This is a genomic window from Actinophytocola sp., assembly GCF_049647105.1.
GTDB lineage: Bacteria > Actinomycetota > Actinomycetes > Mycobacteriales > Pseudonocardiaceae > Actinophytocola.
The window spans coordinates 1-21,660 of record NZ_JBARWZ010000282.1 but is presented as its reverse complement, the minus strand read 5'-3'; the positions used below and the strand labels follow the sequence as shown (position 1 = coordinate 21,660).

Genomic DNA, 21,660 nt, shown 5'->3' with positions numbered 1-21,660 from the left:
GTACGGTGCGTGATGTCACATCCACAGTCGCGGCTTCGGCCGACGCCGTTACTCCCCTTAGGGAGGCCTCCCGTGACGGGACGCGTGCTCCACACCTCCGACTGGCACCTCGGGCGGCAGATCGGCCGCCGCTACCGGCGCGACGCCGAGTTCGACGCGGTCCTGGACGAGATCGTTGAGATCGCCGCGGACTTCGCCCCCCACCTGATCGTGCACAGCGGCGACCTCTTCGACGGGCGCCCAGGCCTCGACGACGTTTACCGTGCCGCTCAGGCGCTGCGCCGGCTCGGCGACATCGCTCCTGTGGTCGTCGTCGCGGGCAACCACGACACCTCGAATGTCCTGCGGTTCCTGGACTATGTCCTCACTGACATGGGCAACCGCGTGGGCAACCAGGTCCGGGTGCGTTTCGCCACCGACGCCCGCCCAGGCGGGCTCCTGATCGCCGAGTACCCCGCCGGCGACCTGACGCTACGCATCGGCGCGTTGCCCTACCTGCACCCCAACCGGTTCGCCTACGACTTGGCCGACCCCGCCGCAGCGACCGCGACCTACGCCGAGCGCATTCGCGCCGTCCAGGCCGATGTCTACCGCCGCCTGGCCGCCGACCGTGGTCCGGACGACCTCCTGGTCTTCGCCGCACACCTCTTCGTCGAGGGGGCCACCCCCTCCCACTCCGAGCGGCCGGTCTCGATCGCCGCCGACTACGCCGTCGCCGCCGATGCCCTGCCCGGCGTCGACTACGGCGCGCTCGGGCACATCCACAAGCCCCAGCGCGTCGACCGAGCCGGTTTCCCCGCCCGCTACGCCGGCAGCCCGCTCCAGCTGGACTTCGGCGAGACCCGCGACACCAAGAGCGTCGTCCTGGCCCAGATCGCCCCGGGCAAGGCGCCCCAGATCGAACTCGTCGCCCTGAAGTCCGGCCGCCCCCTGGTTCACCTGACCGGAACACTGGACGAGATCGCGCAGCGCGCCGAGCGCGTTGGTGACGCCTGGGTGAAAGCGGTAGTAGACGTCGACGCGCCCACCGTGTTCCTCGCCGAGGCTCTCGCCAAGCTGCTGCCGCAGGCGACGATCGTCGACATCGAGGAACGCTTCCCCGGCGCCGCCGGCCAGGTGCTGGACCGCACGGCCATCACCGCGGAGCTGCCCGGCATCGACGACCTGCTGCGCGAGTACCTGCCCGGTCGCGGCACCAGCGGCCGCGCCTTGGACCACGTCATGGCCACGTTCTTGGACCTGCAGGCCGAGCCGGATCCCGCCGAGCCAGCCGCCTGCTGCGAGGAGACGCTGCTGACCGCAGTCATCGCCGGCGAGAGCGTCGACGGTGTCGACCGCACCGGACTGCTGATCGGCGCTGAGGCCACCGGAACGGAGGAACGGCGATGAGGCCCATGAACCTGTCCCTGACCGGCTTCCGCAGCTACCCGAGCCAGGTCACGGTCGACTTCACCGGCAAAAGCCTGGCCGCTGCACTCGGCGACACCGGCGCAGGCAAGAGCAGCCTGCTCGACGCCATCACCTACGCCCTGTTCCGCAAGAGTTCCTGGGACGCCAAGGAAATCCGGCACCTGATCGCCGACGGCGCCAAAGCCATGAGCGTCGAGTTCACCTTCCTGCATGACGGGCACCGCTGGAAAGTGCAGCGCACCCTGCACGCCAAGAACCCCAACGCCGGGCGGCACCACCTGACCAATCTCGACACCGGGCACGAAGAAGACGGTGCGAGCGCCGTCGACGCGCGGATCAAGACCGTGCTGGGGATGGGCTACGAGACCTTTCTGCGTGTCGGGCTACTGCCCCAGGGCAAGTTCGACCAACTCCTCACCGCCGCACCGCGGGAACGGAACCAACGACTGCGTGAGCTGTTCGGGACCGACGCCCTCGAGTCTGTCCGAAACGGTGCCATCCGCCGCCGGGAGAGCCTGACGGATCTGCTCGCGGAAGCGCGGATCAAGCGACAGGCAATGCCTGACAACCCGGCACAGGCCGCCGAGGCAGCTAGCGTGGCGGCGAGCGCCGCCAAGGCTGCCGCCGAACGGTTGGGCTCCGCCATCGACACCATGTCGTCGCTCCAGAAGCAGACAGCTGAGGCCACCGCAGCAGCGGACGGGGCCGACCGCGCCGCCCAAGCCCTGGCCGAGAAGGCCGTGACAGACGCCGCGTCCATCCTGGACACCCTCGAGGCTGTCGTCGCCGGCCTCTCCACTCGACGGGAATCCCTGGACTCCCGTGCCGCCGCGGCCGACGAGCGCGACGGCGTGCTGACCACAAAGATCGAAGGTATCGAGGCTCAAGGTGAAGGCCTGGGCGAACTCGCCAAGGCCGCCGCGGTCGTCGAGAAGCTCGCGACGCAGGCCGAGGACCACCGGGGCGAGCGTGACCGACTCGCCGCTCGGAACAAGGAACTCGCGGCGGAAGCCGATGTCATCGCGAAAGTCGGCGCGGAGCTGACCCGGCGGGCCGAGCAGGCCAAGCCGTTCACCGAGCTCGCTGACGCCGCAGCCAACATGAACAAGCGGCTTTACACGCTCGGCCTCTCTGTTCGCGCCCACGTGAACGAAGCGACTGCGGCGGCGCAGCAGGTCGCCCTTGCCTCCCAGGCCCACAGCCTGGCTTGCAAGGCTCTCGAAACCGCACAGCAGGCCGTCACGCCTTGCGAAGAAAAGGCCTCCATCGCCAAGACCGACCTCACAGAGGCGGAGGACAAACATGATGCCCTCCGGTTGCGCAACCAGGCGGCGGCAGTCGCCGCCGAGGCGCACCCAGGCGACGACTGCCCGGTGTGCCAGCGAGAACTGCCCGGCGACTTCGAAGCGGACGCCGGAGCGAGCGCAGCTGAACTCGCCACGGCGAAGGCACAGGTGAGCGAAGCGAAGGCCAACCGGGACGAGGCCGCCCGTCAACTCGCCGAGGCCCGCGCTGCGGTCACGACGGCCGAATTGACCACTTCCGAGCGCGCGAAGAACCACCGGACTGCCGAGCAGAACGCGCAACGAGCCACCGAGAAGGCGCTGGAACTCCTCACGGACTTCACGTCGCTCGCCACGGAAGCCGAGGTGGCCTTCGCCGCCGAAACCGCGTCGGCGACACTGACCGCGGCCACTACCGCCCTGGTCGCCCGTCCAAGCGCCGTCGCGGACCCGGCGCAGCTCACCGAGGCCGCCATCGCCGCCCTCACCGCAAGCGAACACGCGGCCGCCACCCGCGCGGAACAACTGCGCACCGACGCAATCAAGGTAACCGCCGCGATCGAGGCGGACCGCACGGCGCTGGGCGAACGCAAGGCCGCTCACCAGAAGGCGGTGAAGGAGGCCAAGGCGGCGTCGGCCCGGCACACGCGCGCCGTGAACCGAGCTGCCGCGGACTTCGGCGGCTTGCCACCTCGGATCCGGGCACTCCTGCCGGACGACGCGATAGCCATCAGCGCCGCAGAAGCGGCGGAAGCGGCCGAGACGATCGCCGCCCGGCTGGACGAGGTCAAGGAGCTGCTCGCCGCGCGGGAGACGAGTCGCCAGGAGAAGAACTCGGTACTCACCCTGCAGCGCGCCCTCGACCAGAAACATCGCACCGACGTAGACGAGCCGCTGGCCAGGCTCCGCAGCCGCTTGGACGGGTGGGCGAACGCCGCTGTGCACGCGGTGGCTCAGCTACCCGACACCAGCCGGAGCCGGGTAGCCGAACCCGACGCGCAATCGGGAATCGCCGAGATCCGGACGTTCTCGACGGCCCTGTCGACCGTCGCTGCCGAGCTGCACGCCGAACTGATCGAGACCAGCGCCACCCATTCGGCTCTGGCACAAGAAGCGCTTACCCGTCTCGACGAACAGGCTGCGGCACTGACCGATGTGGATGGTTTCGACCCTGCCGCAGACCTGACGGATCCACTTTCGCTGCACCCGCTCGTCGCTGGCCACGCAACGGCCGAAAGAGAGGCGAAAGCCCAGCGCGCGGCACAGGAAGCGGCGCAGCAGCAGGTCCGGCCGGCCGCCGATCTGGATTTCGCCATCAAGGCCGGCGAGACACGGCTGGCGGCGCTGGACGTGCTGCGCGGCGAACTGGTCGACGCCAAGTTCCTCGGTCACCTGACCCAGCAGAACACCCAAGCGCTGCTGGGCATCGCCAGCGATCTCCTCGGGCAGCTTACCGATCTGCGGTTCGGCTTCGCCGGGAACTTCGCCATCGTCAGCCGCAACTCCGGCGTCGTCCACACCCCGAGTCGACTCTCCGGCGGCGAGAAGTTCCTGGCGTCCCTCGCGCTGGCACTGGCGCTGGCCGAGCTGCACTCCCTGAGCGGCCCTCGTCTCGGCTCGCTGTTTCTGGACGAAGGGTTCGCGGCGCTCGACACCACGGCGCTGCAAGCCGCGCTGGAAGTGTTGCGCACCCAGGCCGGTGGCGACCGTCTCGTCATGGTGATCAGCCACCTGCACGCCGTCGCCGACGCGGTGGACGACGTCCTGTGGGTCGAGCGTGGTGCGACCGGGTCGAGAGCACGCTGGCTGACGCCAGCCGAGCGCGACGAACTCGTGCAGGCGGATCTGGTCAGCGGGCTGCAGACGCTGGCCTGACGGCGGGACCTTTCCAGTCGGGGAGGTGCCGGTTCAGGGATCGTGCGCCGGATCGTTTCAGTCCCTAGCTACCAAGTCGTCCAAGCAGTAGGAACAGATGCCGTCGTCGGGATCCGAGGTAGTGCGACCGCACCGCCCGCAGGAGCCGAGGCGTCCGTCGGTGACGAAGCCGCAGGCGAAGCAGGCCTTGACGAGGAAGCTGTTGGGATCGTCACGGGTGGCGACTGCGACGAGCGCTTCTAACTCGCATTCCGGGCAGTCAGTGATCGACCAGCCGGTCCTTCCCTTCGCTGCCTCGTAGCGTGACTCACCCAGGACTGCCGAGACGTACTCTTCGGCCGCGTCGGTGCCCTCCACCTGGTTCCAGTCATGACCGCAGAACCGGCAGTGTGAGGCTTCGTCGTGGGGCTGGAAGGTCCACGTCACCTCCATACATTCCGGGCAGTGAATGATGATGCCCTGCCAGGCGTCCAGCTCGGGCGCGATGCGGGTCGACCTGGCCCGGTGGACGGCGCTGATGGTTGTCAGCGTGGCAGCGATGAGTTCTTCGGCCCGCTCGAGGTGTTCGGTCTCTTCGTCGGGTGCGTCCGGCACGAGGTGGTGCTGGATGAACTCGGACAGCACGTCAAGGGCTGCCGCGGCCCTGATGGTCACGACCTCGTGGTTGCTGGTGGAGCCGAAGTGTTGGAGTTTGTTGCGCTCTTTGTTGAGGGAGTTGAGAGCGTCGCGCTGAGGGTTTGACAGCTGGACGTCGGCGACCTTGGCCAGCCGTTTGATCGCCGTGGTGAGCGTGACGCTGCGGAAGTCGCCCTGCCTGAGCTTGTTCTGATCGGCGCTATATGGATCCTCGAAGATGTGCTGGATGCCTTCGCGCTGCAGCCGTACCTTGACCAGGATCTCGATGGCGGCCTGCAGGTGCAGGACGGCGTACTTCAAGCTGCGGGGATCGTCGGATTCGGCCAGATGGGAGATCGCGCTGTCGAGGAAGTCGACCCCGTTGACAATGGGGTCGAACTCCAGGCTTCCGCTTGAAGCGTCGCTACTTTCAGAGCCGTGCGCGCCGCTCATGGTCCACGCGTCCCTTCCGCCAGCTGGCAAGCGGCTCGTCTTGTAACGTCGCGAACGATATGACACCCCCGCCTTCTCGTCGTTGCAGGGCCGAGGCCAGCAGTTGGCTCAGTTCCACTGAGAGTTTCTGGGGTGGTGTGTTCGGTTCGTTGGCGAACGTTGACGAGCGGTTCAAGCGCGTGGCCTGCACGGGTCCGCACACACATTACGCCGCAGTCAAGGCCTGACCCGATACCGTCGAGGGCGTGGTGTCTCGTCGGGCGAAGGGGGTGGCTGCTACTCGCCGCTGTCGCTGTCGTGGGCGCGGTGGTCGGAGTGCTGGCCGGCTTCCTCCTCAGTGACCGGATCGTCGGCGTGGTCACGGGCGTGGTGCTCGCGGTGCTCGGGGTGTTCGGTGCGCGCGGGCGTGCGTTGGTCGACCGTGGCGCCGAGGTCCGGACCGCATTGCCGGACCAGGTTCTCGGCGGTCGGCTACAGCCGGTCCGCGAGCCGAGGGACCCTGTGCTGCTGGGCGTGCATCCCGCCGCGTGGGACGAGAGTGGCCAGGTGCCGACGTACGCGCCTCGCGATGTGGACGGCTGGACCGGACGCATCGCTGCAGATGCTGTGGTATCGGCGCCCGCGAGGTGTTGCGGCGGACCGTTGAGATCCCGCTGCCGAGGCGGTGGAGCGGGCCGAGTTGGACCGGGCCAGTAGGTCAACCGATCCACGCGTGCACTCCGCGTTGCGCATGGTTCGGACTCGCCGAACTTGGCCCGGTTGGGCGGTAACAGGTGGTAACAGACTGCCGCCTTGTGGCGATGTTCGTCCATAACGGAGATCAAGTGGACGTCAGCAACGGTGTTGCTTCAGAGTCGGAAGACCCTGCGGTCCGTCAACGACTACAAGCAGGCGGTAAGGGGTTTGTCGTGATCGAAAAGGTTCGGATTCGTGGTTATCGGAAATTCAAAGACACGACCGTCACGGCTTCCGCTGATCTGAATATTTTTGTCGGTGACAATGAGAGCGGGAAATCGACGATTCTTGAAGCCATCAACATGGCCTTGACTGGCAGGATCAACGGTCGCTCGGCTGCCGAAGAACTGAACCCGTACTGGTTCAACCGCGGTATGGTCCAGGAATTCTTCGTCGACCGGTGTGCTGGCGGGCAACGAACACCTCCGACGATCTCTATCGAGATCTTTTTGAAAGATGAGGACGGCCTGCAGACGCTTGCAGGTGCCAACCACTCGGAACGTCCCGTAAGGATGTGTCCCGGTGTCGAACTCGCCATCGAGCCCGATCAGGCATACGCAGAGGAGATCGAGCAGCACCTGAACTCCGGGACAGGGATCCTGCCCGTCGAGTACTTCAAGGTCATTTGGCGAACCTTCAGAGGTGAGGTGCTCAGCGCTAAACCTCGGGAGTTGACGGTAGCGGTCATCGACTCGCGCACGGTTCGATCCTCTAACGCCGTCGACTACCACGTCCGGCAGCTACTCCAGGAGCGGCTCGCGCCAGCGGAGCACGCCGCCGTGTCCGTGGCCTACAGGTCGGTCAAAGAGGAGATGACCCAGCAGCACCTGGCAGGTGTGAACAAGGTGCTGCGGGACCTGGACGGCCCACTCGACGGCCACCAGCTCAGCCTGGCGATGGACCAATCGTCGCGGTCCGCGTGGGACCTGAGTGTCGTACCTCACGTGTCTGACTTGCCCTTCGGCATGGCAGGGCTCGGACAGCAGGTATCGATCAAGCTTGCGCTCGCGATGGACAGGAACAACAGCACGGCGCGGGTGGTCGCTATCGAGGAACCGGAGAACCACCTGTCGCATACGAGCCTGAACAGGCTCGTATCAAGGATTCGTGATCTCCGCGGTGAGAACCAGCAGATCTTCATGTCGACGCACAGCTCATACGTGCTGAACAGGTTGGGGCTTGATGCACTGCGCTTGGTGAACGATGGCAACACATGCACATTCGGTGATATCAGCGATGACACGGTGGCCTACTTCCGCAAGCTGCCGGGCTACGACACGCTACGGCTCGTTCTCGCGGATCGCGTAGTCTTTGTCGAGGGGCCGTCCGACGAGATCGTGTTCGAGCGCTTCTATTGCGACCAATATCAGCGGCGTCCTATCGAGGACGGCATCGACGTGCTCAGCATGCGCGGGCTGTCCTTCAAACGTTGCTTGGAACTAGCTGCCGCACTCGACAAGCGCTGCGTGGCACTGCGCGACAACGACGGCAAGCCGCCGGAGGTACTTCGTGCAGACCTCGTGCAGTACCTGGACGGGACCCGTCGCGAGGTGTTCATCAGCGCGCCTGCCCACGGGCGTACCCTCGAGCCGCAACTACTGGCCAAGAACTCCGATGCGACCATGCGAACGGTATTGGGCATCACACCCCAGGCCGACACAGTGACTTGGATGACGAACAACAAGACGGACGCTGCGATCCGCATAGCCGACTCACCGCACAATCTAACACCTCCAGAGTACATCGCCGACGCTGTGAAGTTCGTTCACGATGCCTGACAACCAGCTCACCTTGGCCGTTGCAGGTGCGCGGAAGACACAGGGCATCGTGGATGCCTGCGTCGCGGCTCCGCCGCAGGAGCGAATCCTGGTCCTGACATACACCACGGCTAACCAGGACGAACTGCGTCGCCGCATCGCGAGCCAAGTCGGGCTTCGTCCGGCCATCGAGGTCATGGGCTGGTTCACGTTCCTGATCCGGCACTTCGTCAAGCCAGCGTTGCCGTTCGTCTACTCAGGCGTACGTGTTACAGGGTTCGACTTCGACAGCATGCCCCAGCAATACACCAGCAATGAGGCATATGAAAGGTACTTCAACTCGGAGGCGCAGGTCCGGCGGGTTCACCTCGCACAACTCGCGACGCGCATCTCGGACGCGAGTCAGAACGCGGCAGTGGCATGCCTCAGCCGGATCTACGACACAATCTACATCGACGAAACGCAGGACCTATGCGGATACGACCTGGAGATCCTCCTTCGGCTCATGAAGGCACCCATCGCTCTCCACATGGTCGGTGACGTTCGCCAAGCAGTCCTGTTGACCAACGAACGCGAAAAGAAGCACAAACGCTACCAATACATGAAAATCTGGGGCTGGTTCCGCGAGCAGCAGAAGAAAGGGCAGCTGCACATCGAACAGCGCGCCGAAACCTGGCGGTGTCGTCAAGAGATTGCGTCGTTCGCGGATAGTCTTTTCGACGCCTCGTGGGCATTCACGCCTACCACTTCGGTAAACACTACATGTACCGACCACGACGGCCTGTTCCTTGTCCACGAAACGGACGTACCGGCCTACCTCGAACAGTTCGACCCCTTGCTGCTGCGCCAGAGCGCGAACTCGGCGAAGAACATGCCATACAACTTCATGAACTTCCGCGTCTCAAAAGGCTTGTCCCGGCCGCGGGTCATGATCTGGCCCACAAGCAATATATGCAAGTTCCTCCAAAGCAGCACGCGACTCGAGGAGCGCGCAGCGGCAGAGTTCTACGTGGCCGTCACCAGGGCCGAGCAGAGCGTGGCGATCGTCCTAAACACTCCAGGTGAATCGCCGATTCCCTACTGGCGTCCGTGAGCGATCATCGACTGCGTAAGCCCCGAGCCTTCACATAACCAGCGTAGAACTCGGCCAGTAGAGCGGTGACGACGTGGGCAGGATGCACGATCAGCAGCGCGTTCTGTGGGGCGGCCACCAGTACCACTCGCTCTTCCGTCTCGATGCCGAGCAGTGAGCTATTCCGCGTAACCGTTGGTTGCTGTGGGTGATCATGTGGTGCGGTCGTGGTCGGTGTGCAGGAGCACGAGTGCGGCGGCGATGATCTTGCCGATGCGCCAAGGGCAGAGGCTGATGTTGCGCAGTGCTTTGAAGGTCATCTTGAGTAGTGAGTTGCCGCGTTCGCCGATGGCGCGTTTGCCGTTGTGGGCCTTGTTGTGCGTCTTCTGTTCGTCGGTGAGCTCACCGCCTTTGGGTTTCTTGAACGCGACGGTGATGGTGTCGGCTTCGCCTTCATAGCCGAGGTCGCCGAGTGCGGGTCGGTTCTCGGTGATCCAGCTCTTGAGTGCGGGAAGGATCTCCAGATGTTCACGCAGCGCGGTCGTGTCGTGTTCGCGGCCCGGACGGACCTCGGAGGTCCACAAGGGCCAGCCGTCCGGGGCGGTGATGACCTGGATGTTCCCGCCGTGGTTGGCGTGCTTGCCCGACCACCACAGATCCACGCCTTTCGTGGGTCCTGGAGTGCGGCAGCGGTCGGTCTCGATCAGGGTGCCGTCGATACTGACGTGGTCGTGTCCGGCCATCTTCGCCGCCAACAACGCCGATTCCAGGCCTGGCGCCCGAACCGCCAGCACGTCGATGCCCTCGTGTAGATAGTCATACCCGGTCGACTTACCAATCCTGTTATCCACGGCCAACTGTGTCATCCGAGTCCCGTCGAGAAACCAGCGCAATACCAGCACCGCCTGCGCGAGCGTGCTCAACGCTCGCCGGCCGGTCCGGGTCCCGCGTCGTGCCCGTTCGGCGTCCAACAAGCTGGTCAGGAACACCACGGTGCGTTCGCGTGCTGGCAGCGTGGCCGTGTATGTCCCACTCATCAAGCGCAGAGCCCCTGTGAAGTTGATCTTTGGTCGGACCAACTTTCTTACCGGGGCTCTGCGTCTTTCGCTTGCATCACAACACCTTCGGCGCGTCGCAGCCTACGATCACACACCGTCACAAGCGGTTACGCGGAATGGCTCAGTGTCCGGGCGCCGGCGGGTAGGTACACGCGCCCGCGGGCGTCGATCGCGACGCCACGATCGGTGCGACGGAGAAACAGGCAGTTTCCTCGTACAGCCGCGCTGGTGCGATCGCCCGAGACCCACCGGAGGGCGTCCATGACCAGGCGGTCTCGAACTCGCCCGGAATGATCAATGGTAGCGAGGCCCAGCACAAGTGATGTGTCCGGTGCCGGTTCAAGCAGCGGTGGAAGTGGGAGCGCCTCACAGACTATGTGCGGTACGGGTTCAGGCGGCACGAGCAGCGGAATCGGACGCTCAGCGATCGCGGAGCCTGGCTGAGCCGGCATGCCGGCCTGCCGTTCAGAGGTGCGCATGTGTTCGATCCGGCTCAGCCGCTGGGTCAACGGGAGTGGGTAGTGCCGGACACAAGGGGTGGGGTTCGCCGGTGAGCGCGACGAGGGCAGCGGCGATCTCGGGGAGTTGGCCGCGGATGTAGGTGGTGGTGGAAGCGCCGGCAGTGTCGGTGTGGCCGGCGTAGGCGCGGGCGATGCCGTAGCCGAAGTGGCGTTCAACCCAGGTGATGGTGGTGTGCCGGAGCCAGTGAGTGGCGACGTTCTGGGCGGAGACCCAGGGGAGTTGGCTGCCGAGGCGTTCCCAGAGGCGGTCGTGACGGCGGGCGGTGACCGGGACGCCGTCGCGGGACCGCAGCAGTGGGTCGGTCGCGGTACTGGTACCACGGTGATCGCGGTGCGCGACGAGCGCCGCCATCAGGGTGGGGGTGACCGGGTGCCAGCGGAGGGCGAGGTTCTTCTCGCGCAGTCGCACCAGGCACCATTGTGAGTCGAGATCGTTCTGTCGCAGGCGGATCGCGGCGCCGCGGCGGCAGGCGGTCTCGGTGTGCAGCCGGACCAGAATCGTGTCGAGCACGGCGTCGTTCCCGCCGCTGGCCACGGCGTCGTAGATGGCGGCCAGTTCCGCTCGGGTGAGCGCGCGGCGCTCGGAGGCTGGGCGGCGGGGTTTGCGGACGCAGGCGGCCGGGTTGCGATCGGCGGGAACGAGGTGGTCGGCGACGGCGTGGGCGTAGATGGCGCGCATCGCGGCCAGCAGGTGTTCGCCGGCGCATACCCCGCCGCGGTGGTTGCGTCGGCGAACGGGGGTGTCCATGGCCTGCCGCATCATGACCTGCAGTTCAGTGGGTGCGATCTGGTCGAGTCGGCGTGGGCCGAAGGTGGTGAGGATGCGGTTCCAGTAGCTGCCGTAGGTGCGGCGGGCACCGGCGCCGGAGGCGGCGATCACGGTCGGCAGGTACTCGGCAATGGTCGGAACAGCGACGGGTGTTCGGCGGAGATCGTCGATCGACACGCCGAGTTGCTGGAGCAGCAGTTGGGCTGCCTGCACGGTGGCTGGTGCGGTGCTCATGCTCGGTCCTCCGATGGCTGGCGACAGCGTGCGGTGGTTACCGAGGGGACCGAACTCCTGGTGTCACCCGACAGGGTGGATCTTCGCCATCGCGGCGAGTGCGTGGACCTGCGGGTGGTCAGCCAAGATCTGTAGAGTACCATTGTTGGTACAGACTCGCGCCCTAGTTGAGTACCAACGTTGCCCCCATGCCTGTGTCTCCGGTTCATCCCCGCCTGGCGCAGGACCGCGCCCGTTTCGGCCGCCGCCTGGCGACGATCCGCCAGGAGGCCGGGTGGACGCAGGAGACGTTGGCCGACGCGAGTGGGTTCGACCGCAAGACGATCAACCGGATCGAGAACGGCCGGCACAGCCCCAGCCTGGACCGCGTCCTCGTCCTGGCCTACGCGCTCGGTGTCGAGGCGCGTGACCTTTTCCGATGGGACAACTCGGGTGGCTGACGTTCGCCGGCGTCGCAGTCCTCACCGTGTGCTGCGGAGCTGACGCAGCGCTGTCCTGACCTCGGTGGTCAGCTCATCGAGCCGGGTGGCGATCCCGCGCACGTGCTCGTCAAGGTCGTTCAGACGCGACCTCGCATCCGGTGTGAATGTGGCCGCCGGTTCAGCGATCCGGTCCATGGTCGTCACTGGTTCGCCGCGCAGGACCTCCTGGAGGTGGGAGGGATGCCAGCCCAGCGCGGTCGACAACGCGGCCAGGGTCCGCGGGCTGCGGCGTCGTTCGACAGTGTGATGCTGGAGTTCCCGCACGATGGCCTGCGAGACGCCGGAGCGTTCGGCGAGTTCACGTTGCCGCCAGCCCAGCTCGCGCACACGCTGGGTCATCGCGGTCGCGACGGCCGCCCAGTCCTCTGACACCCCACCACCTTCGATCTCAACGGTCGGCGCTGATATTAGCTGTCAGGTTGCTGCCTGGCCGGGATGCCTGGGCTGGGCGAGGGGGTGGGGTTCGCCGGTGAGCGCGGCCAGAGCGGCGGCGACCTCCGGAAGCCGGGCGCGGATGTAGGTGGTGGTGGACGCGCCCCTGCTGTCGGTGTGCCCAGCGTAGGCGCGGGCGATGCCGTAGCCGAAGTGGCGTTCTACCCAGGTGATCGTGGTGTGCCGCAGCCAGTGGGTGGACACACCCTGCGCGGCGGCCCACGGCAGCCCGTCCCGCACCCGTTCCCAGATCCGGTCGTAGCGGCGGTAGCTCAGCGGCCGTCCATCGGCGTGGCGCAGCAGCGCCTGTTCCGGGTCGTGGACACCGCGGCAGGTGGCGTGGCGGGTGAGCGCGGCCGCGAGAGTCGGGGAGACCGGCTGCCACCGTTGGGTGCCACCCTTCTCGCACAAGCGGACCAGACCGGACTCGGCGTCGAGGTCGGCCAGCCGCAACGCGACGGCACCGCCACGCCGGCAGGCGGTCTCGGTGTGCAGCCGCAGCAACAGACAGTCCAGCGCCGGGTCGCGGCCGGTGGTCGCGACGACCTGGTTGATCGCCGCCAACTCCACGGTGGTCAGAGCACGGCGGGTGCTGGGCAACCGGCGCGGCAGCCGAACCCGCGCGGCCGGGTTCTCATCGGGGTCGAGCAACCCGTCGGCGACGGCCAAGCGGTAGAACGCGCGCAGCGCGTGCAGTCCGTGGATCGCCGCATGCCGCCCATCCCGATGCCCTCTGCCACGATGCTGTGCGTTCTGCTGCAACTGGCGCATCCAGGCCAGAATGTCCGAGGCCCGGATCTCGTCGATCCGCCGCGTCCCCCACGCCTGCTCCGCCCGGGACCAGTAGGTGCCGTAGGAGCCGATCATCGTCGGCGTGGCCGCGGCCCGCATCCGGGACAGGAACGCACCCACCGTCGGCGCGACCTCCCCACCACGCGGGCGGGAGGTGAGCAGCGCGATGGGCTCCACCCCGAGCTCGGCGAGCACTCGCCGCGCTCGTGCGAGTCGAGCCGACTCACCGCTGGACATCGAGCATCCCCTCATCGCCGTAGTGGCCGGCGAGCAGGGCGGCCACCACGGAAAGCCGATGCACGATCAGCAGATCCCGGTCCGGGACGGCCACCACCAGCAGCCGCTCACCAACCGCGATCCCCAGCTGCGCGCGGGCCGCGACAGGCAGGAACACCCGGCCTCGCGCGTCGATCATCGCCCCGCCCTGCTGGACCCGACGCACCAGCAACGCCTCCGCGCGCACGCCGACCCCGGTGCGTCCACCCGGCTCCCAACCCAACACGCCGAACACGACCGTGTCCCGCACCCGGCCGGAATGGTCGACCGCCGCCATACCCGGCACCAACCGCATCGGCGGTGAGGGCGAACAGACCGGTCGTGGCGTGACCGCGTGACCGGCGACCACCTCCGGCGGCACAAACAATCCCACCGGACGCTCGCTGGTCACGACCGTCCACCCCGGACAGAACCCGCAAACGAGTGGAAATCTCCGCAACGACACGAGAAGAACGCACAACGAGACCCTGGTGACGTGGCGATCACCGGGCGGACGCGGCCCGCCAACCGGCGCAAGCCTGTCGCCTGATCAGATGAAGGGAGATTCCCCGGAGCACGGGCCCGAGTCCCGAACCTCCACCACCACACGGAAATTTCCGTGCTAGTGGTGTCCGAGGGGGGACGAACACCTGTTCGAGGGCGATCTCCCGGATTCCGGGAGGTTTCTCATGCCTGCAGCATACCAGCGAAAGGCTGTCGACCTCGACGACTGCAGCCAGCCTGTGCTGAGTCGCTGAGCTGAACGTTCGTAGCGTGACGTGGGGTTTCATGGGTTGGGGCATGGGTATGGTTCAGGTACGGCTTGCCCCACCGGACGGCGTCCACGTCCGTCAACGCGTAGTGACGAGGGGCAGGCACACTCCGTTCTCGCCGTGACCCGCCAGATCAAACGGCCAGCGGGACTGGTCCCAGGTCAGCCGAGCCGCGTCGTAGTCCCTCAACGCCTCATGGTGGCCGTTCGTCGAACATATCCACGACACTTGGACAGCTCCGGGTTGGCCTCGAGCGCGAGCTTGTAGATCTTATCGAAGGCGCGCGGCGACAGGTCCGCGTGGTAGGTCGGGCAGAGCCAGTAGCCGGCCGTCGGCCAGGACTTGAACCCCGCCAAGCCGCGTTCCTCGAGATCGGCGAGAATATCGCGCAGGTCCGGCGTCCAGAAGTTCGTCGGGCGGTAGGTCGGGTCACACTCGCGAATACCTACGAGCAGTTGCTTGGTCAGGCCATGCCGGTGCAGTCGGCCATGAGACGACATCGTGCCGTGCCGGATGCCCGACCCGCCACGAACGGATCGGACACTTTGACGGATGTCGGCCCGCGGTCGGAGTGCAGAGGGTCTTGTCGGAGGGGTTCCCGGCGGTGGGCGTGAGCTTGGCCGGGGTGAGGAAGGGGCGCATGTCCAAGTCGGCCGATCAGGAGCGGGCTGTCGGAGTAGGGGACTGTTGCACGAAGGGACTGGAACCCTCGGTGGACACTGCCCCTGGCAGTGGGCATGGCGGCGGCGTTCGCGGGCAAGTACCTCGGTTGTGCCGCGGTGCGTTAACCAGGTCGGCTCTCCTCCGCCAGGAAGCGTTCTATGGCGTTCGCCGCGGTGGATTTGCCGCCTGCTTTTCGGATGTCGGCCCGCATGCGGGTGCAGCGGGCGGCGATCGTCTTGTCGGAGAGGGTTGCCCGCAGGGTGTTCGTGAGCTTGGCCGTGGTGAGGGTCTCCGGTGGCACGCACCGGCCGAGGCCCAGTTCGCGCACGCGTTCGCCGGTAACGCGGTGTTCCGGGCTCTGTGGCACCACGATCACCGGGACGCCATGGTACAGCGCCTCCATGACGCTGCCCATGCCGCCGTGGCAGACGTACACCGACGCGCGGGCGAGCGCGGCCAGGTGCGGCACCCGCGATCGCACCGACACGTTGGGCGGCGGCGCGGGCAGGTCGGCGGGCGCCACGCGCCCGCCCGTGACGATCACGGCCCGCAGCGCGAGGTCGGCGAGGGCCGTCATCGCGGTTCCGAAGAATCCCGTGTTGGCGTTGTGGACGGTGCCGAGCGAGACGAGCACCTGTGGCCCTTCGTCCCCGGGCCAGGTCTCCGCGAGGCGGTCCGCGCCCAGGCAGGGGCCGGCGAAGGTGAACCGGCGGTCGAACTCGTTTCCGCCCGGGTGGAACGCACGCGGGAGAAATGAGACGCAACATTCCTCGCGGTTGTTCATGAAGTCCGCCGCGCGCACGCCGGAAAGATCACGTTCGGACAGGAAGTCCCGCACCTCGTCCGCCGATTCCGGTACCAGTGCGGCCAGTGCGGCCAGTGCGGCCAGCGCGTCCGTTACGCGGAGATCGTCAGGAACGTACTGCTCCGGCGTTGCGAACATGGGAAGCAGGCGCACGCCCGGGACCCCCCACCGCAACGCGAGCAGCCGACCGGCCATCACCGGCCCGTCGTAGGCGACGGCGTCAGGCCGGTCGCCACGGTAGGCCACCTCCAGTTGCCGCACCACGGCCATGGACTCTTCGACGATCAAGGACATCGTCCGTCGCAGGCGTTCCTCGGGCGGCACCTCCGTCGGCGCGTCGGCAGGCAGGGTGGACCGGTAGGGGACCACCTCGACACCCGCGCGCGCTGCCTGGCTCGCGAACTTGGCGGTCGCCGCGAACGACACGCGATTTCCCCGTATACGCAACTCCTCCGCGACGGCCAGCGCCGGGTTCACGTGTCCTGCTCCGGTGACCGGAACGAATGCGATGTGCGGCGGCACGATCTCCTCCTCGCCGAACCGGTATAGTCCGCTCCGTTATGTTCGCCTTGATTCGGTACACCGCCGCCACGCTGATGCATTCGCAGCGGTATCTGGCCCCGGTGTTGTTGTTCACCGGCGCCGTCGGGATCTTCTCGAGCAACGACGACGGTCCCTTGCCGCCCGTGTATTCCTCGTGTGCCGCGATGCTGTTTGTGGCGGCCACGTGGTTCACCATCGCGTTGGTCAGCGTCGAGGAGCCGACCCACCGGGCGATCACGATCGTGAGCGCGGGCGGTGCCCACCGGGTGCTGGTGGCGACTATCGCGGTGGCGGTGCTCGGCAACCTGGCGATGTCGGTCATTGGGCTCGTGCTGCCGCTGGTCTTCGGCAACCACCCGTTGTCCGCCACCGACCTCGTGGTCGGGCTGGTGGCGCAGCTGACCGCGGCGGTCACGGGAATCGCGATCGGACTGGTGAGCTCACGGCTCGTGATCCGGCGGCAGGGGTACGCGCTGGTGCTGGCACTGGCCCTGGTCTTCCCGGTTCTGCTGACGCCGGGGCTCGCGCCGGTCAACTCGATGCTCATGCTCATGGGCCGGGTCACGGTGTCAGGGGATCTGCTCGTCCCGCTCGCGGGCTTGTTCGCGGTCGCGGTCGCCGTCCTCGCCGTCGCCGGGACCGCCACCCACGTGGTCAGCACCCGCCGGGACTGAGACCGAGCCGAGCGACGCCCGGAGCAGCGCCACCGCGCCGGCGACCGAGGGCACCGCGCAGATCAGGAAGACCGTCGCGAAGCCTGCTTCCTGGCCGAGCAACGCACCGAGCGCTCCTGCACCCGCCCCGCCGAGGAAGGCGCCCACGGGCATCATCGAGAAGTTCACCGTGCGCGCGGTCGCGTGCACCCGGCCGAGCAGGTCGGTCGGCGTGACCACCTGGCGCAGTGTGGTAACCGTGGCGTTCCACATCGGCAGCCAGACCGCGGCGAACGCCCCGACGGCGAGGTACACCGGCACCGGCGGCAGCCACATGGCCAGCGGCGCGAGCATCCACACCGCGCCGGACGCACAGGAGACGACCAGCGTCCTGCCCATACCGAGGCGCGCGACCACGCGGGTGCTCGTCCACGCGCCGACGATCCCGGCCGCGCCGCTGACCGTGAGCAGCAGGCCGACGACACCCGGCGCGAGCCCGAGCACCTGGTAGGCGAAGACGAGCGCGATGGTGCCCGTGGCCGCGTTGCCGAAGCTGCGCGCCGCGCCCGCGATCGTCGTGGGCCGCAACAGCGGGTGCCCGAGCAGCGTCACGACCCCCTCTCGGATCTCGCGGAGCGCCGTCGTGTCACGAACCCGGACCGGCGCGGGTTCGCGGGACCGCAGCCGGGTGAGCGCCAGCACCGAGATCAGGAAGAGCACGGCGGCCACCGCGGGCGCGACGGCGCCCGGGAAGACCTGGAGGAGTAGCCCGCCCGCCACCGGCCCGGCGAGCACGGCGACCGCCATCGTCGCCTCCATTCTGGCGTTCGCCATCGCCAGCATCGGCCGGGGCAGCAGCGTCGGCAGGTGCGACTGCGCGGCGACGTCGAAGAGCACCCCCAGGGCACCCACCGCGAACGCGACCACCAGCAGGTCCGCGAAGCCCAGCCACGCCAGGGCGGCGGCGACCGGGAGCCACGCGAACGCCGCCGCCCTGGCGAGATCGGCGACGACCATGACGGGCCGCCTGCGGACCCGGTCGGCCAGCACCCCCGCGAACAGTCCGAGCGCCGGGTACGCGACCGTCCCGGCCGCCGTGAGCAGGCCTACCTGCGTGCCGGACGCACCGAACTGGACGATCGCGATCGTCGGCAGGAGGAACGTGGCCACCTGGCTGCCCAGCACGCCGGAACTCTGGCTGACCCAGTACCAGCGGAACTCGCGAACCGCGTCAGCGGTCACCGCGGGCGCGGTCATCCGGGGACGGGGACCGGCGTGCCGACCACCAGACGCGGCACGTTGCCCGCCGGGATCCGCGTGGCGGTGCGGTCGCTGGTGAGCAGGAGTACCGGCGCCGCGTCCCGCAGCACGTGCGCGAGGCGTTCGGGCGGATGGGTCGGGTCGAGCGGCAGGTAGGCCGCGCCCGCGTTCAGCACGGCGAGCACCGCGACCACCAGGTCGACCGACCGGGGCAGGCCGATCGCGACCACGTCCTCCCGGCCGACCCCGCGTGCCGCCAGCTCGCCGGCGAGGTCGGCGACCCGGTCCGCGAGCTCGGCGTAGGTCACCGACTCGGCACCGAACACGACCGCGACCCGGTCCGGCGTGGCCTCGGCGTGCGCGCGGAACCGGTCGACGACGGAACGGTGCCCGGCCGGCCGGGCGGTGTCGTTCCAGTCGGTCAGCATCTGTCGCCGCTCCTCGGGCAGCAGCAGGTCTACCCGGGCGGCCGGGGTCGCCGGGTCGGCCTCCGCGACGGTGCGGAGCACCCTGAGGAACCGCTCCGCGACCCGGGCGACCTCGTCGGCGTCGAACAGGTCGGGCCGGTACCCGAACCGGACCTCCAGCGCTGAGCCGGGCAGCACCAGCACCGTGAGCGGGTAGTGCGTCCGGTTGTGCGTCGAGACCGCGGTGATCCGAGGCTCGCCGTGCCCGGCCAGGTCCGTCATCGGGTAGTTCTCGAACACGACCACCGAGTCGAACAGGTCGCCCTCGATCCCGCTCAGCTCCTGGATGTCCCGCAGCCCCAGGAACTCGTGCGGCAGCAGCGCCGCCCGGTCGTCCTGAATCCGTGCGACCAGCTCCGCGAGCGAGTCACCCGGCAGGACTCGCACCCGGACGGGCACCGTGTTGATGAACAGCCCCAGCTGCGACTCGATCCCGGGCACGTCCGGTGGCCGGCCCGCGACGGTCGCGCCGAACACCACGTCCGCCCGCCCGGTCAGCCCGGACACGAGCAGCGCCCACGCCGCCCGCACCAGCGTGCTGGTCGTGGTGCCCAGTGCGCGGGCACGGGTGGTGAGTGCGGCGGTGGTTCGTTCGGGCAACCGGACGGCCAGCTCGTCCGGCATGACGGGCCGGCGGAGGTCGGCGTTCGGTCTGAGGCGGGTGGGTCCGTCGACACCTGCGAGCGCGTCCCGCCACGCGGCGCGGGCGGCCTCCTCGTCCTGGGCGCCGCGCCAGGCGAAGTACGCCCGCATCGACGCGGCCGGGCCGCCCGGGTCGTGGCCGTGGTACAGCGCGAGGAGCTCACGCATGAGCAGCGGCATCGACCAGCCGTCCAGCAGGACGTGGTGGTTCGTCAAGACCAGCCTGCGGTGCCGCGGCCCCAGCCGGAGGAGCGTGAACCGGACGAGCGGGGCGACGGCGAGGTCGAAGCGCCGCACCCGGTCCTCCTCCGCGACCGCCTCGGCGCTGGTCGCCGGCGCACGGGTGAGGTCCACCTCCCGCCATACCGGCCGGGCCGCCGACTGCACGACCTGCGCGACGCCGCGCTCGCCGACCTGCCGGAAGCTGGTGCGCAGCGCGGGCTGGCGGCGGACCAGTGCGGTCACCGCGTCCCGCAGGGCGCCGTCGTCGACGTCGCCCTCGAGGTCGACGGCGACCTGGACGGCGTAGACGTCGGGCGCGCCCGTGTCGTACGCGGCGTGGAACACCACGCCTTCCTGCAGCGGGGTGAGCGGCAGGATGTCCTCGATCTTCGGTGCGTCCGGCACTAGTGCTCCCACTCCTCGGTCAGCTCTCGTTCGAGCAGTTCGATGTCCTCCTGCGACAGCCCGGTCAACGCGAGGTCCGACGGCGTGTGCCCGCCCGCTCCGGGGCGCGCCACGTGCTCGGTCAGCACCAGCAGGAACCGGTGCCACGTCTCCGCCAGGTCCGCGACCACGTCGTCGGGCAGCACCCCGCCGGCCCACGACCAGTGCGCCACGAGGTGCGGTCCGTCCGGTTCGTCCTCGACGTGGGCGTTCAGCTCGAGCACGTGCGCGAGCGGCAGCGCGTCGTCGGCGCCGCCCGTGATCCCGCCCGCCGGCGCCCAGTCACCGGTCGCGGCCGCGAAGCGGCCCAGGTAGTTGACCCCGGTCCGCGGGTGCGGCGCCCCGCCGAGTGCGCGCCTGCCGTCCTCGTGGAAACGGCGGAGCAGGCCGTACCCGGTCCCGTCCGCCGGGGTGGCACCGAGCTGTTCCTTCACACGCTTGACCACGTCCCCCGCCGTGCGCCCGGCCGCCCACAGGTCGGCCCAGTCGACGGTGCCGGGGTCGGCGGCGACGGGGTAGGCGGTGGTGAACCAGCCGACCGTGCGGGACAGGTCCGCGCCTTCCCGGCCGTGCCCCTCGACGTCCAGCGGCACCGGCCCGCCGTCGCGGGCGAGCCGGTCCCGGACCGCGACCGCGGTCGCCGCCAGCACTACGTCGTGCGTGGTGGCGTGGAACCCGGCAGGCACGGTGTCCAGCAGCGGCGCGGTCTCCGCGGGTGTCATGCGGAGCCGGAGCGTGCGGCGGGTGGCGACGGTGTCGGTGGCCGGGTCCACGCCGCGGAGGCCGATGTCCGGGACCCCGGCCACCGCGGTCCAGTGCGGCAGTTCGGCGGCGTGCTCCCGTGCGCGCTCGGCCAGCCCGCCCGCCCACCGCTGGAACGAGACCGGGACCGGGTCGAGCACGGGTGCCGCGCCAGCGGCGACAGCGGCGTGCGCACGGGCCAGATCCGGCAGGATGATCCGCCACGAGACGCCGTCCACGGCCAGGTGGTGGCCGACGAGCAGCAGCCGTCCCTGCCGTGCCGGGCCGGTGACGAACCACACCGCGAGGAACGCGATCCCCGCCCGCGGGTCTAGGTCGCGGGCGGCGGCGTCAGTCGCGGCGGCGACGGCGGCGTCGAGCGCGTCCGGGGTCATGGCGTCGGCGGGCACGACCCGCAGCCGCTTCCTGGCTGGGACGGAGCCGGGCGGGCCGGCGGCGATGGTCCAGTCGTCGTCGGCGCCACTCAACCGGAGGCGGAGCATGTCGTGGTGGTCGAGGACGGCCTGCAGCGCCGCCGTGAGCGTCGCCTCCGTCGTGTCCGCGGGTGTACGCACCACGAGGCTCTGGTGGAACCGGGTGACCGGTCCGCCGAGGTCGCGGAGCCGGTGCATGACCGGGGTCAGCGCGACCGGGCCCGCACCCGGGTCGTGGCGTGCCGCGGCGCGTGGGCCCCGGGCGGCGGC

General features: G+C 68.6%; 17 protein-coding genes. 6 read left to right on the top strand and 11 right to left on the bottom strand.

Going from position 1 to position 21,660, the window contains the following annotated elements:
- Positions 1 to 72: 72 nt before the first annotated feature.
- Positions 73 to 1,389 (top strand): metallophosphoesterase family protein, encoded by a 1,317-nt coding sequence (locus tag WBA97_RS33505; RefSeq protein ID WP_424234998.1) that lies wholly within the window; start codon positions 73 to 75, stop codon positions 1,387 to 1,389.
- A 5-nt stretch (positions 1,390 to 1,394) separates the two neighbouring features.
- Positions 1,395 to 4,568, top strand: a complete 3,174-nt coding sequence (locus WBA97_RS33500; protein ID WP_424234997.1) for an AAA family ATPase — start codon at positions 1,395 to 1,397, stop codon at positions 4,566 to 4,568.
- Positions 4,569 to 4,625: 57 nt separating this feature from the next.
- Here WBA97_RS33500 and WBA97_RS33495 read toward each other — a convergent pair whose 3' ends face one another.
- A complete protein-coding gene (locus tag WBA97_RS33495) occupies positions 4,626 to 5,636 on the bottom strand; it encodes a hypothetical protein (RefSeq protein ID WP_424234996.1) in 1,011 nt (336 codons plus the stop codon).
- 824 nt (positions 5,637 to 6,460) lie between these two features.
- Here WBA97_RS33495 and WBA97_RS33490 point away from each other — a divergent pair.
- On the top strand, positions 6,461 to 8,149 hold the full coding sequence (locus WBA97_RS33490) for an ATP-dependent nuclease (RefSeq protein WP_424234995.1): 1,689 nt from the start codon (positions 6,461 to 6,463) through the stop codon (positions 8,147 to 8,149).
- A complete protein-coding gene (locus tag WBA97_RS33485) occupies positions 8,142 to 9,221 on the top strand; it encodes a UvrD-helicase domain-containing protein (protein ID WP_424234994.1) in 1,080 nt (359 codons plus the stop codon). Before WBA97_RS33490 ends, WBA97_RS33485 begins: the two co-directional genes overlap by 8 nt.
- Positions 9,222 to 9,412: 191 nt before the next feature.
- On the opposite strand, the gene WBA97_RS33480 is transcribed toward WBA97_RS33485, so the two are convergent.
- A complete protein-coding gene (locus tag WBA97_RS33480) occupies positions 9,413 to 10,237 on the bottom strand; it encodes an HARBI1 family protein (RefSeq protein WP_424235010.1) in 825 nt (274 codons plus the stop codon).
- A 486-nt stretch (positions 10,238 to 10,723) separates the two neighbouring features.
- Positions 10,724 to 11,782 (bottom strand): tyrosine-type recombinase/integrase, encoded by a 1,059-nt coding sequence (locus WBA97_RS33475; RefSeq protein ID WP_424234993.1) that lies wholly within the window; start codon positions 11,780 to 11,782, stop codon positions 10,724 to 10,726.
- 188 nt (positions 11,783 to 11,970) lie between these two features.
- Between WBA97_RS33475 and WBA97_RS33470 the strand changes: the two genes are divergently transcribed.
- Complete coding sequence (locus WBA97_RS33470) at positions 11,971 to 12,222, top strand: helix-turn-helix transcriptional regulator (protein ID WP_424234992.1); 252 nt, start codon at positions 11,971 to 11,973, stop codon at positions 12,220 to 12,222.
- Positions 12,223 to 12,243: 21 nt separating this feature from the next.
- On the opposite strand, the gene WBA97_RS33465 is transcribed toward WBA97_RS33470, so the two are convergent.
- The 5 genes from WBA97_RS33465 to WBA97_RS33445 form a co-directional block, all read right to left on the bottom strand.
- Positions 12,244 to 12,636, bottom strand: a complete 393-nt coding sequence (locus WBA97_RS33465; protein WP_424234991.1) for a helix-turn-helix domain-containing protein — start codon at positions 12,634 to 12,636, stop codon at positions 12,244 to 12,246.
- A 42-nt stretch (positions 12,637 to 12,678) separates the two neighbouring features.
- On the bottom strand, positions 12,679 to 13,725 hold the full coding sequence (locus tag WBA97_RS33460) for a tyrosine-type recombinase/integrase (protein ID WP_424234990.1): 1,047 nt from the start codon (positions 13,723 to 13,725) through the stop codon (positions 12,679 to 12,681).
- Entirely contained in the window at positions 13,712 to 14,155 is a 444-nt protein-coding gene (locus tag WBA97_RS33455) for an AbrB/MazE/SpoVT family DNA-binding domain-containing protein (RefSeq protein ID WP_424234989.1), read from the bottom strand. The genes WBA97_RS33460 and WBA97_RS33455 overlap by 14 nt, the downstream gene beginning before the upstream one ends.
- Before the next feature lie 546 nt (positions 14,156 to 14,701).
- A complete protein-coding gene (locus WBA97_RS33450) occupies positions 14,702 to 15,016 on the bottom strand; it encodes a hypothetical protein (protein WP_424234988.1) in 315 nt (104 codons plus the stop codon).
- A gap of 284 nt (positions 15,017 to 15,300) precedes the next feature.
- Complete coding sequence (locus WBA97_RS33445) at positions 15,301 to 16,506, bottom strand: macrolide family glycosyltransferase (RefSeq protein WP_424234987.1); 1,206 nt, start codon at positions 16,504 to 16,506, stop codon at positions 15,301 to 15,303.
- Between the two features lie 38 nt (positions 16,507 to 16,544).
- Here WBA97_RS33445 and WBA97_RS33440 point away from each other — a divergent pair, with 38 nt between their 5' ends.
- Entirely contained in the window at positions 16,545 to 17,201 is a 657-nt protein-coding gene (locus WBA97_RS33440) for a hypothetical protein (protein ID WP_424234986.1), read from the top strand.
- Here the strand turns inward: WBA97_RS33440 and WBA97_RS33435 are convergent.
- From WBA97_RS33435 to WBA97_RS33425, 3 genes are all read right to left on the bottom strand, one after another.
- Positions 17,097 to 18,437, bottom strand: a complete 1,341-nt coding sequence (locus WBA97_RS33435; protein WP_424234985.1) for an MFS transporter — start codon at positions 18,435 to 18,437, stop codon at positions 17,097 to 17,099. The two genes, WBA97_RS33440 and WBA97_RS33435, sit on opposite strands and share 105 nt — an antisense overlap.
- The gene (locus WBA97_RS33430; protein WP_424234984.1) at positions 18,434 to 20,176 is read right to left on the bottom strand and encodes a condensation domain-containing protein; all 1,743 of its coding nucleotides are present in this window, start codon (positions 20,174 to 20,176) and stop codon (positions 18,434 to 18,436) included. The genes WBA97_RS33435 and WBA97_RS33430 overlap by 4 nt, the downstream gene beginning before the upstream one ends.
- Positions 20,176 to 21,660, bottom strand: a 1,485-nt coding sequence (locus WBA97_RS33425) for a condensation domain-containing protein (RefSeq protein ID WP_424234983.1), incomplete at its 5' end; no start/stop codon positions are given. The genes WBA97_RS33425 and WBA97_RS33430, both read right to left, overlap by 1 nt.